This is a genomic window from Nonomuraea sp. NPDC049684 (assembly GCF_044465345.1).
Classification (GTDB): domain Bacteria; phylum Actinomycetota; class Actinomycetes; order Streptosporangiales; family Streptosporangiaceae; genus Nonomuraea.
In genome coordinates this window covers 335,290-347,170 of record NZ_JBITLO010000012.1, presented here as the reverse complement: position 1 = coordinate 347,170, position 11,881 = coordinate 335,290, and the positions used below count along the sequence as shown (strand labels likewise).

Sequence of the window (11,881 nt, the reverse complement as noted above, 5' to 3'; positions counted from 1 at the left end):
GACGCGCGGGGGGAGATCCTGGAGCTGAAGGAGACCATCAACACGATGGTCGACCAGCTGTCGGCCTTCGCCGACGAGGTGACCCGGGTGGCGCGCGAGGTGGGCACCGAGGGCAACCTGGGCGGTCAGGCCACCGTCCGGGGCGTGTCGGGCACGTGGAAGGACCTCACCGACAACGTCAACGTCATGGCGTCGAACCTGACGAGCCAGGTGCGCAGCATCGCCCAGGTGGCCACCGCCGTCGCCCGCGGCGACCTGTCGCAGAAGATCACCGTCGAGGCCAAGGGCGAGGTCGCGGCGCTCGCCCAGACGATCAACACCATGGTCGACACGCTGAGCGCGTTCGCCGACGAGGTCACCCGCGTGGCCCGCGAGGTCGGCACCGAAGGCCAGCTCGGCGGCCAGGCCCGCGTCCCGAACGTGGCCGGCACCTGGAAGGACCTCACCGACAACGTCAACTCGATGGCCGACAACCTGACCAACCAGGTGCGCAGCATCGCCCAGGTCACCACGGCCGTCGCCCGCGGCGACCTGACCAGGAAGATCGACGTCGACGCCCGCGGCGAGATCCTGGAGCTCAAGACCACCATCAACACCATGGTCGACCAGCTCTCCTCCTTCGCCGCCGAGGTCACCCGCGTGGCCCGCGAGGTCGGCAGCGAGGGACGGCTCGGCGGCCAGGCCGAGGTCGAGGGCGTCTCCGGCACCTGGAAGCGGCTGACGGAGAACGTCAACGAGCTGGCCGCCAACCTGACCCGGCAGGTGCGCGCCATCGCCGAGGTCACCAGCGCGGTCACCTCCGGCGACCTGACCCGGTCGATCACGGTCGACGCCGAGGGCGAGCTGGCCGACCTGAAGGACAACATCAACTCGATGGTCAAGTCGCTGCGCGAGACCACGACCGCCAACGAGCAGCAGGACTGGCTCAAGTCCAACCTCGCCCGCATGTCCGGTCTCATGCAGGGCCACCGCGACCTGGCGGCCGTCGCCGAGCTGGTGATGAACGAGCTGGCGCCGCTGGTCAGCGCCCAGTACGGCGCGTTCTTCCTGGCCGAGGAGAACGAGCTCCAGCTCATCAGCGCCTACGGCTACCCGGCCGACCCCGGCAGGCCCACCCGGTTCCGGCTCGGCGAGGCCCTGGTCGGCCAGGCCGCCCGCAGCCGCCGGGTCATCGCCGTCGACGACGTGCCCTCCGGCTCCGTCCGGATCTCCACCGGCCTCGGCACGATCGAGCCCGCCTCGGTGGTGGTGCTGCCGATCGTGGTCGAGGAGCAGGTGCTCGGCGTGATCGAGCTGGCCTCGGTGCAGGCGTTCACGCCGGTCCACCGGGCCTTCCTCGACCAGCTCATGGAGACGATCGGCGTCAACCTCAACACGATCGTGGCCAACGCCCGCACCGACGAGCTGCTGGCCGAGTCGCAGCGGCTGGCGACCGAGCTGCAGGCCCGGTCGGAGGAGCTGCAGCAGCAACAGGAGGAGCTGCAGCGCTCCAACGCCGAGCTGGAGGAGAAGGCCACGCTGCTGGCCCGCCAGAACCAGGACATCGAGACCAAGAACCTGGAGATCGAGCAGGCCAGGCAGGAGCTGGAGGACCGCGCTCACCAGCTCACGCTGGCCTCGACGTACAAGAGCGAGTTCCTGGCGAACATGAGCCACGAGCTGCGCACCCCGCTCAACTCGCTGCTCATCCTGGCCCAGCTCCTGGCCCAGAACCACACGCGCAACCTGACGCCCAAGCAGGTCGAGTACGCCGAGATCATCCACTCGGCCGGCTCCGACCTGCTCCAGCTGATCAACGACATCCTCGACCTGTCCAAGGTCGAGGCGGGCAAGATGGACATCAACCCCGAACGCGTGCCGTTGCGCCAGCTCCTCGACTACGTCGAGGCCACGTTCCGGCCGATGACGTCGCAGAAGAGCCTCGACTTCACGATCACGAACGCCCCCGGCATCCCGGTGGAGGTCGTGACCGACGACTCGCGCCTGCGCCAGGTGCTGCGCAACCTGCTGTCGAACGCGGTCAAGTTCACCGAGACCGGCAGCGTCGAGCTGCGCATCGAACCGGCGGCCCAGGACGAGCTGCCCGCCTCGGTGCGCCAGCACGGCGCGGCCATCGCCGTGCGGGTGGTCGACACCGGCATCGGCATCGCCGCCCAGCAGCTCGAAGCCATCTTCGGGGCCTTCCAGCAGGCCGACGGCACCACCAGCCGCAAGTACGGCGGCACCGGCCTCGGCCTGTCCATCAGCCGCGAGATCGCCCACCTGCTCGGCGGCGCGATCGGGGCGCAGAGCACGCCGGGCCAGGGCAGCGTGTTCACCCTCTACCTGCCGATCGCCCGTCCCGACTTCATCGGGCTCTCCCCGAAGAAGGCCCTGGCCGACCCCTCGGTGGTCGTCGAGACCGCCCGCGTCGCCACGCCCGGCCAGGAGACGGCCGCGCCGGCCAGGCCCCACCAGCCGCAGCCGCGCCGCCTGCTCGTGATCGAGGAACGGCCGCAGGGCCTGCTCTCGCACGTGGCCGAGAGCGTGGTGACGGAGCTGGCGCTGAGCAAGGACGAGACGATCGAGATCGTCACGGCCGCCGGCGCGCAGGAGGCCGCGGCCACGCTCGCCGCCGACCCCTGCCACTGCATCGTGCTCGACCTCGACCTGCCCGACCAGAGCGCCTACCGCCTGCTGGAGGCCATGGACGGCGACCAGGCCCTGAACTCGGTGCCGGTGCTGGCCTACAACAACTGGCGGGCCAGCTCCCAGCAGGCGGTGCCGTTGCAGACGCGCGAGGGCGGCCAGCCGCTGGAGCTGCTGTCCAGCCTCGACGAGCTGCGCGAGCGCATCGCCCTGCACCTGACCGCCGACCAGCCCGGCGACGTGCTGCCGCTGATCCGGGCCGGGAACGTCAACCAGCTCGCCGGGGCCGAGATCGACACCTCGCTGACGGGCCGGACCGTGCTGATCGTCGACGACGACGCCCGCAACCTGTTCGCGCTGACCAGCATGCTGGAGGTGCACGGCATCGACGTGCTGCACGCCGAGGACGGCCGCAAGGGCATCGACACGCTCGTCGCCCACCCGCAGATCGACCTGGTGCTGATGGACGTGATGATGCCCGAGATGGACGGCTACACCGCCACCGCCCGCATCCGCGCGATGGCGCAGTACGCCGACCTGCCCATCATCGCGGTCACCGCCAAGGCGATGCCGGGCGACCAGGAGAAGGCGCTGGCGGCCGGCGCGAGCGACTACGTGACCAAGCCGGTCGAGGCCGACCATCTGGTCGAACGCATCCGTCACTGGCTCGGCGCCTGACCCGTCCCCCCAAGGAGCAACGCAGTGCACCACCCGCACGATCCGGCGGCCGCAGTGCCGCCGGAGCGTACCGAGCCGCCCAATCTCGGCCGCCTGGCCGCGACGGTCGACCGCCTGCACAGCCAGATCCTGGAGGCCCAGCGGGCCGCCGAGGGCCGCGCCCTGGTCGAGGTGGCCAAGGGCGTCCTGGTCGAGCGCCTGCAGTGCAGCCTGGCCGCCGCCGCCAGGCAGCTCGCCACCCTGGCCGACCAGGCGGGGGTGACGCAGCTCGAACTGGCCGCCGACATCATCAACCAGGCCGCCCACGACCGCATCAGCGAGGCCGCCCGCGACTTCCTGAGCTCGGCCCGCGCCGAGGAGTCGGCGGAGGTGGCGGTGCGGCTGCGCACCGCCGAGAACGGCGCGCTGACCGCCACCGACGCGCAGGCCGTGGCGCAGTCGCTGCTGGATCAGGCCCTGTCCGCGCTCGGCGCGACGACGGTCGCCATCTGGGAGGCCGGGCCGGACGCCTCGCTCACCCTGGCCGGGTACGCGGGGCTGGCCGACGAGGAGGCCAGGCGCTGGCGTTACGTGCCGCCGGGCGTGGCCACGCCGGCCCGCCGCGCGCTGCTGGCCCGCGGCACGGTGTGGCTGGACGACCTGGCCGCCGTCGGCCTGCCCTCGATCGGGCAGCGTCAGACCCCCGGCGCGCGGGCGACCGCGCCGGCCGGGACGGGCGGCCGGATCCTGGGCGTGCTGGAGATCGGCTGGCCGCACGCGATGCCGCAGCCCGACGCGCGGGTCGTCAAGCAGATCGAGGTGCTGGCCGACCTGTGCGCCCACACCTTCGAGAGCACCGACCAGGCAGCCCACGAGTCGCAGGTGCTGCCCGAGCTGATCGACCTGGCCGACGCGCTGCCGGACGCGGCGCTGGTGCTGCGCCCGCAGCTCGGCACCGAGGGCCGGCTGACCGACTTCCGCATCGTGCACGCCAACCCGCGCTTCCTCGACCCGGCCGGGCGGCCGCGCGGCGAGGTCGTCGGGAGCCTGTTCCTGGAGGCGTACCCGCTGGCCGCCGAGGAGGGCGCGCTGCTGGCCAGGATCGAGCACGTGCACGCCACGGGCGAGACCTTCAGGGCCGAGAAGATGACGATCACGGCCCTGGTGGACCAGATCCCGCTGCACACCGTGGCGGGCATCGCGATCATCCGGCTGGGCGACGGCGTGCTGCTCATCTGGCGGTTGCAGGACCAGGACGCCCAGCTCGCCAACCTGCTCCAGCACGCCCAGCGGCTCGGCCGCATCGGCGGCTTCGAGGAGAACCTGCTCACCGGCGAGATCGTCTGGAGCGCCCAGCTCCACGACCTGTACGGCATGTCCCCCGACGAGCCGCCCATCCCGCTGGAACACCTGGCCACGCACGCCCATCCCGACGACGCCGTGGCCATCGGCCGGTTCGTCCGGGCCGTGCTGCACCACCGCCGTCCGGCCTCCACCGCCTACCGGCTCCAGCGGTCCGACGGCACCGTGCGGCACATCAGGGTGGTCGCCGAGCCCGTCTTCGACGACAGCGGCCTGCTGCTGTCCATCCGCGGCGCCTACCAGGACATCTCCTCCCAGCACTGGACAGAGGTGGCGCTGGCCGCCACCCGCGACCAGCTCGCCCACACCGAGCAGCAGGCCGCCGAGCGCAACCGGCTGGCCCTGCAGCTCCAGCAGGCGATCATGCCGCCGAGCCGGGAGCCGCTGGAGGCGTTCGACCTGCAGATCGCCGTGCGCTACCGGCCGGCCGAGAAGGAGCACCTGGTCGGCGGCGACTGGTACGACGCGGTCGTGCTGCCCACCAAGCAGATCATGCTGTCGGTCGGCGACGTCGCCGGGCACGGCATCGAGGCGGCCACCGGCATGGTCGTGCTGCGCAACGCGCTGCGCGGCCTGGCGGCCACCGGCGCCGGGCCGGCCCAGTTGCTGACCTGGCTCAACCTGGTCGCCCACCACCTGACCGCGAACGTCACGGCCACCGCGATCTGCGGCCTGTTCGACCCCCGCACCCGCGTGCTGCGCTACGCCAGGGCCGGGCACCTGCCGCCCATCCTGGTCCGCGACGGCCAGGCCAGGGAGCTCGACCTGACCAAGGGCCTGCTGCTCGGGGCGGTCGCCGAGGCCGAGTACGAGGAGACGCACGTGCAGCTCGCCTCCGACGACATCCTGCTCATGTACACCGACGGCCTGATCGAGCGGCGGGACGTCAACCTGCACGAGTCCCAGCAGCGGCTCCTGGACACCGCCCGGCACCCCGCGGCCACCCTGGAGCAGCGCCTCGACCACCTCCTGACGCACAGCAACTCCGACACCGACGACGACACGTGCATCATCGGCGCCCGCCTCCAGTAGCCGTCCGCGCCGTGGCCGGGCGGCCCGGGAGTTTGCCGGGCGTCCGTCTGGTAAGCAACCAAGGCCGGGTCCCCCGCCACGCCACACCCAGGCAGGACTGATCAGACCATGGGCATGGAACCGGAGCTACGCTGTCCCATCAGCACCGATCTCGACGCCATCCGCCGCCTCGTGCGTGAGCACGCCGGCCGCGGCGGGCTGTCCGGTGAGCGCCTGGACAACTTCGTGCTGGCGGTCAACGAGGCGGTCACCAACGTCCTCGACCACGGCGGCGGCACCGGCACCGTGCTGGCCCGCACCGACTCCGGCGGCGTCACGGTGGAGATCGCGGACGAGTCCGGCCGGCTCAGCGCCGCCCACCTGGCCGCGGCCGAACACGGCCGCGCCCACTCGGCGGGGTTCGGCTTCGGGCTGTGGCTGATCCAGCACCTGTGCGACCGCGTCGAGCTCGACCAGAGCCCGCAGGGCTCCCGGTTACTCCTGCACATGAACGTGCGGCCCGCCCCCGGCCAGCCCCCTGAACGCCTCCCACGACTGGCCGAGCCCGCCCTGACATCGGCCGAGCCCGCGCTGCCGGCGGCCGATCCGGTCCTGCCGTCGTCCGATCCGGGGCTGCCGGGCCCGGCAGGATTTCCCGGAACCCTAGGATGAGGCAGGTGAAATACATGCTGCTCATCTACAGCAACCCCGCCGCCCAGCAGGCCGTCGCCGACGGGTTCGACCAGGTCATGGCCGAGGTCGACGCGCTCATGGCCGAGCTGGAGGCCAACGGCGAGCTGGCCGGGGGCCAGGCGCTGGGCGACCCCGCCTCCTCCAAGACCGTGATGGTGCGCGACGGCGTGCCCGCCGTCACCGACGGCCCCTTCCTGGAGGCCAAGGAGTACCTGGCGGGCTATCTGATCGTCGACTGCGCGAGCGTCGAGCGGGCCACCGAGATCGCCGCGCGCTGGCCGGACGCGCGTCTGTGCGCCATGGAGGTGCGGCCCGTCATCGACGAGGTGGCGGAGTGATCGAAGGGCTGCTGCGCGAGCTGGCGCCGCAGGTGCTCGGCGTGCTCGTCCGCCGTTACGAGCAGTTCGACGCCTGCGAGGACGCCGTCCAGGAGGCGCTGCTCGACGCCGCCGTGCAGTGGCCCGTCCAGGGCGTGCCGGACAACCCGCGGGCCTGGCTGATCACGGTCGCCTCCCGCCGGGTCATCGACCACTTCCGCAGCGAGAGCGCGCGCCGGCGGCGGGAGGAGAGCGCGGCGGTCGCCGTCCCGGCCGACGAGTTCGTCGAGCCGGCGCCGGGCGAGGAGCGCACGCCGTCCGGCGACGACACGCTGACGTTGCTGTTCCTGTGCTGCCACCCGTCGCTCTCGGAGCCTTCGCAGCTCGCGCTCACGCTGCGGGCCGTGGGCGGCCTGACCACGGCGCAGATCGCGGCGGCGTTCCTGGTGCCGGAGGCGACGATGGCCCAGCGCATCAGCCGGGCCAAGCAGCGCATCAGGTCCACGGGGGTGCCGTTCGGGCCGCCGCCGGAGCAGGAGCGGGCCGAGCGGCTGCGCGTGGTGCTGCACGTCCTCTACCTGATCTTCAACGAGGGTTACACCGCCACCTCCGGGCCCGACCTGCAACGGCCCGAGCTGACCGGCGAGGCGATCCGGCTGGCCCGGCTCGTCCACCGGCTGCTGCCCGGCGACGGCGAGGTCGCCGGGCTGCTGGCGCTCATGCTGCTGACCGAGGCGCGGCGGGCGGCGCGCACCGGGCCGGGCGGCTCGCTGGTGCCGCTGGCCGAGCAGGACCGCTCGTCGTGGGACCGGCGGCTGATCGAGGAGGGCGTCGAGCTGGTCAGCAAGGCGCTGGCCACCAGTGCGCTGGGCCCGTACCAGTTGCAGGCGGCGATCGCGGCCGTGCACGACGAGGCGCCCACCGCCGCCGAGACCGACTGGCCGCAGATCCTGGCCCTCTACGGCGTGCTGGCCGGGCTGGAGGACAACCCGGTGGTCCGGCTCAACCAGGCCGTGGCCGCCGCCATGGTGCACGGCCCGCGGGCCGGGCTCGACCTGCTCGACGGCCTGGCCGCCGACGACCGGCTCGCCGGGCACCACCGGCTGGCGGCGGTCCGCGCCCACCTGCTGGAGATGGAGGGCGACGCGGAGGGGGCGGCGCTGGCCTTCCGCGAGGCGGCCCGGCGTACGCTCAGTCTGCCTGAGCAGCGCTACCTGGAGGGCAAGGCCGCCCGGCTGGCTTGACAACGATTTTTTTCGGTGCGATCGTGCAGACATGTACGAAGTGGCAGTGATCGAAGACGCGGCGGCCGCCGAGGCGTCGCTCGACCCGATGCGGTCGAAGTTGCTGGCCGAGCTGGTCGAGCCGGGCTCTGCCACGTCCCTGGCCGCCAAGGTGGGCCTGGCCCGGCAGAAGGTCAACTACCACCTGCGCACCCTCGAACGCCACGGGCTGGTCGAGCTGGTCGAGGAGCGCAGGAAGGGCAACGTCACCGAGCGCGTCATGCAGGCCACGGCCGCCTCCTTCGTGATCTCCCCCACGGCTCTGGCCGCCGTGCAGCCCGACCCCGCCCGCTCCCCCGACCGGCTGTCGGCGCGCTGGCTGCTGGCCCTGGCGGCGCAGCTCGTCCGCGACGTCGGCACGCTGATCACCGGCGCGGCCCAGGCGCAGAAGAAGGTGGCCACGTTCGCCATCGACGGCGAGGTGCGCTTCGCCTCGGCCGCCGACCGGGCCGCGTTCGCCGAGGAGCTGGCGCAGTGCGTGACCTCGCTGGTCAGCAAATATCATGACGAGTCCGCGGAAGGCGGGCGGGATCATCGTCTGATCGTCGCCGTGCACCCGTCCGTGAAGAAGGACGCCTGAGGTGGGGCGCGAGTTCGAGATCCCGCTGGAGTCCATGGTCGAGGCGACGCCCGAGCAGGTGTGGGAGGCCATCACCACCGGGCCGGGCATCGACTCGTGGTTCATGGGCCGCAACGAGGTCGAGGGCGGCGCGATCCGCACCGCCTTCGCCGGGGCCGACCTGCCCGAGTCCAGAGTGACCGCCGAAGACCCGCTCAAGCGTTTCGCCCACTCCGGCGTCCCGGGCCCCGACGGCCGTTTCGTGGCCTACGAGTTCCTGCTGGAGGGCCGCGGCCAGGGCAGCACCCTGCTCCGCATGGTCACCAGCGGCTTCCTGCCCGGCGACGACTGGGAGCAGGAGTACGAGGCGATGTCCACGGGCCTGGCCCTGTTCTTCGCGACCCTGACGGAGTACCTCGGCCACTTCGCCGGCCGGGCCGCCGCCCCGCTCACCGAGTCCGGCCCGCCGGTGAGCGACTGGCCGCGCGCCTGGCGGGCCCTGTACGCCGCTCTCGGCGGACGCCCCGAGCCCGGCGACACCGTCCGGCTCGCGCCGCCCGGCCTGCCACCGGTCCAGGGCGTGGTCTACTTCCGCAACGCCCAGACCGTCGGCGTCCGCGCCCCCGACGCCCTCTACCGGTTCGTCCAGGGCATGGGCGGCGGCCTGCTCGCCATGCACCTGCTGTTCGGCGACCCCGCGGGGCAGGCTGCGGCCTGGCGCGCCTGGCTGGAGGATCTGGCCGCGGATCGGGCATGACTTCCGGATGAACGTGGTGGCGCTGTCCGACACCCACGCGCCCCGGCGGTGGCGCGCCTGCCCGCCCCGGGTGGCCGAGCACCTGCGCGGCGCCGACGTCATCCTGCACGCCGGCGACGTCTGCGTGCGCGCGGTGCTCGACGAGCTGGCCGCCTACGCCCCGGTGCACGTGGTGAAGGGCAACAACGACGGCCCCGACGTGGTGGCCCCGGAGACGCTGGAGCTGACCCTGGACGGCCTGCGGATCGGGATGATCCACGACAGCGGGCCGGCCAAGGGCCGCCTGGCCCGGCTGCGCCGCCGCTTCCCCGAGGCCGCCCTGGTGGTCTTCGGCCACTCGCACATCCCGCTCGACGAGTCGGGCGAGGGGCTGCGCATCTTCAACCCGGGCTCCCCCACCGACCGCCGCCGCCAGCCACACGGCACGATCGGGCTGCTGACCGTCCAGGACGGCGTCCTGACCCGCGCGGAGATCGTGCCCGTCACCTGACCGGCTCGACGGTGACCGGCACGCCGTTGAGCGCCGCCGTGCCGGTGAGCTCGTCCAGCAGGCAGGGGTCGGTGAGGTCGTTGGCGCTGGCGCCCCCGAGCGTGGCCGCGACCGACAGCAGCACGCCCGGCCGGTCGTGGCCGTAGCCGTGGGGCAGGCTGACCACGCCGGGCATGACGTCCTCGCTCGCGCTCACCTCCACCGTCACCTCGCCGCTGCGGGAGCGCACCCGGACCGGCGCGCCGTCGGCGAGACCGCGGGCGCGCAGGTCGGCGGGGTGCATGAGCAGGTGGTGCCGGGGGCGGCCCTTGGCCAGCCGGGCCGAGTTGTGCAGCCAGGAGTTGTCGTCGCGCAGGTGCCGGCGGCCGATCAGCAGCAGCCCGGCGGGGGCGGGGGCCAGCAGCTCGGCGCGGGCGCGGGCGAGCCCGTCGAGCAGGACGGGCGGCGCGGCCCGGACGCGGCGGCCCGGCGTGCGCAGCCGGCCCGGCAGGCTGGGTTTGAGCGGGCCCAGGTCCAGCCCGTGCGGGTGGCGGCGCAGCCGCGCCACGCTCAGCCGGTACGGCCCCGCCCGCAGCCCGAGGTCCACGATCCGCTCCGGCGAGAGCCGCAGCATGAGCCGGTCGGGCAGCGACCCGGCCCGGACCAGGCGCCGGTACCGCCGGGCCAGCTCGCGCAGGATCTCCCAGTCGTGCCGGGCGCCGGGCGTCCTGGGCAGCACGGCCGGGGTGTAGCGGGCGTGGTCGCGGACCGCGACCAGGTTGAAGACGAGGTCGTAGTGGTCGCGTTCGAGCAGGTCGGTGGGCGGCAGGATGACGTCGGCGTGCCAGGTGGTCTCGTTGACGTAGAAGTCGAGGCTGACCATGAAGTCGAGCCCGGAAAGGGCCCGCGACAGCTCGTGCCCGCCGGGGGCCGAGCGCACCGGGTTGCCGGCGATGGTCACCAGCGCCCGCACCTGCCCCGCGCCGGGCGTGCGGATCTCCTCGGCGAGCGCCGCGGCGGGCAGCTCGCCGCCGAACTCCGGCAGGCCGCGCACCCGGCTGCGCCACCTGCCCTCGTGGCCGGGGTCGATCAGGCGGTTGCGCACCGGGTCGACGGCCGGCCTGCTCATCAGCGTGCCGCCGGGCTGGTCGAGGTTGCCGGTGACCAGGTTCAGCAGCTGGATCCCCCACTGGCACAGGGTGCCGAACCGCTGGGTGGACACGCCGATCCGGCCGTAGGCGGCGGCGCTCGGCGCGGCGGCGAACTCGGCCGCGATCCGGGTGATCACCTCGGCCGGCACGCCGGTGACGGCCGCGGCCCGCTCCGGCGTGAACGCCTCCAGCGCCGGGGCCAGCCGGTCGAGCCCGTCCACGTAGGGCGCGGGACGGGCGGCGCCGCCGCCGATGATCAGGCCGACCATGGCCAGGATGAGCGCGGCGTCGGTGCCGGGGCGGACGAAGTGGTGTTCGTCGGCGAGGCGGGCGGTCTCCGTGCGGCGCGGGTCGAACAGCACCATCCGGCCGCCGCGGGCGCGCAGGTCGCGGATGCGCCGGACGACGCCGGGCGCGCTCATCACGCTGCCGTTGGAGACCGCCGGGTTGGCGCCGAAGGCCAGGAAGTAGGCCGTGCGGTCGATGTCGGGCACGGGGAGCAGCCACTGGCTGCCGTACAGGTGGCGGGCGACGTACTGGTGCGGGAGCTGGTCGAGGGAGGCGGCGGAGTAGCGGTTGCGGGTGCCCAGCAGGCGGGCGAACGGCGGCGCGTGCGTCAGCGCGCCCAGGCTGTGGACCACCGGGTTGCCGAGGTAGACGGCCACGGCGTCGGGACCGTGCACGATGCGCGTCCCGGCCAGCCGGGCGGCGACCAGGTCGAACGCGTCCGCCCAGGAGACCTCGCGCCAGCCGTCCCGGGTGCGGACCACGGGACGGCGCAGCCGGTCGGGGTCCTCGCGCACGTCCTGCAGGGCCACCGCCTTGGGGCACAGGTGCCCGGCCGACAGCGGGTCGTCCTCGTCGCCGCGGATGCCGGTGATCCGGTCGCCGTCCAGGTCGACGCGCAGGCCGCACATGGCCTCGCACAGGTTGCAGGTCGCCAGCCGGGTCACCATGTGACCAGGCTATGAGTGGACGCGCCCGTCCCCGAGCC

Annotated in this window: 9 protein-coding genes; 8 read left to right on the top strand and 1 reads right to left on the bottom strand. The window is 73.4% G+C overall.

Translation table 11 applies throughout. The features are described 5' to 3' along the window. The 8 genes from ACIBST_RS33720 to ACIBST_RS33685 all read left to right on the top strand — a co-directional run. Positions 1–3,306 (top strand): HAMP domain-containing protein (locus ACIBST_RS33720; RefSeq protein ID WP_397177556.1); only part of this gene is annotated, 3,306 nt, incomplete at its 5' end. Positions 3,307–3,330: 24 nt separating this feature from the next. Continuing rightward, a complete protein-coding gene (locus tag ACIBST_RS33715) occupies positions 3,331–5,679 on the top strand; it encodes a SpoIIE family protein phosphatase (protein WP_397177554.1) in 2,349 nt (782 codons plus the stop codon). 114 nt (positions 5,680–5,793) lie between these two features. Continuing rightward, entirely contained in the window at positions 5,794–6,330 is a 537-nt protein-coding gene (locus tag ACIBST_RS33710; RefSeq protein ID WP_397177553.1) for an ATP-binding protein, read from the top strand. A 14-nt stretch (positions 6,331–6,344) separates the two neighbouring features. Continuing rightward, a complete protein-coding gene (locus tag ACIBST_RS33705; protein ID WP_352331477.1) occupies positions 6,345–6,689 on the top strand; it encodes a YciI family protein in 345 nt (114 codons plus the stop codon). Further along, positions 6,686–7,912 carry an RNA polymerase sigma factor gene (locus tag ACIBST_RS33700; RefSeq protein ID WP_397177551.1) on the top strand — a complete coding sequence of 409 codons (1,227 nt, stop codon included), beginning with the start codon at positions 6,686–6,688 and terminating at the stop codon, positions 7,910–7,912. Before ACIBST_RS33705 ends, ACIBST_RS33700 begins: the two co-directional genes overlap by 4 nt. 31 nt (positions 7,913–7,943) lie before the next feature. Then, positions 7,944–8,531 carry an ArsR/SmtB family transcription factor gene (locus ACIBST_RS33695; protein WP_397177550.1) on the top strand — a complete coding sequence of 196 codons (588 nt, stop codon included), beginning with the start codon at positions 7,944–7,946 and terminating at the stop codon, positions 8,529–8,531. Between the two features lies 1 nt (position 8,532). After that, on the top strand, positions 8,533–9,267 hold the full coding sequence (locus ACIBST_RS33690; RefSeq protein ID WP_397177549.1) for an SRPBCC domain-containing protein: 735 nt from the start codon (positions 8,533–8,535) through the stop codon (positions 9,265–9,267). Positions 9,268–9,274: 7 nt separating this feature from the next. Beyond that, on the top strand, positions 9,275–9,757 hold the full coding sequence (locus ACIBST_RS33685) for a metallophosphoesterase family protein (RefSeq protein WP_397177548.1): 483 nt from the start codon (positions 9,275–9,277) through the stop codon (positions 9,755–9,757). Here ACIBST_RS33685 and ACIBST_RS33680 read toward each other — a convergent pair. Continuing rightward, positions 9,750–11,843, bottom strand: coding sequence for a molybdopterin-dependent oxidoreductase (locus ACIBST_RS33680; RefSeq protein WP_397177546.1), 2,094 nt, complete (start codon positions 11,841–11,843; stop codon positions 9,750–9,752). The two genes, ACIBST_RS33685 and ACIBST_RS33680, sit on opposite strands and share 8 nt — an antisense overlap. Positions 11,844–11,881 lie beyond the last annotated feature (38 nt).

Coding starts and splice junctions, on each gene's coding strand:
- ACIBST_RS33710 (WP_397177553.1), top strand. CDS start 5,794: ATGGAACCGGAGCTACGCTGTCCCATCAGCACCGATCTCGACGCCATC.
- ACIBST_RS33705 (WP_352331477.1), top strand. CDS start 6,345: ATGCTGCTCATCTACAGCAACCCCGCCGCCCAGCAGGCCGTCGCCGAC.
- ACIBST_RS33695 (WP_397177550.1), top strand. CDS start 7,944: ATGTACGAAGTGGCAGTGATCGAAGACGCGGCGGCCGCCGAGGCGTCG.
- ACIBST_RS33685 (WP_397177548.1), top strand. CDS start 9,275: ATGAACGTGGTGGCGCTGTCCGACACCCACGCGCCCCGGCGGTGGCGC.
- ACIBST_RS33680 (WP_397177546.1), bottom strand. CDS start 11,843: ATGGTGACCCGGCTGGCGACCTGCAACCTGTGCGAGGCCATGTGCGGC.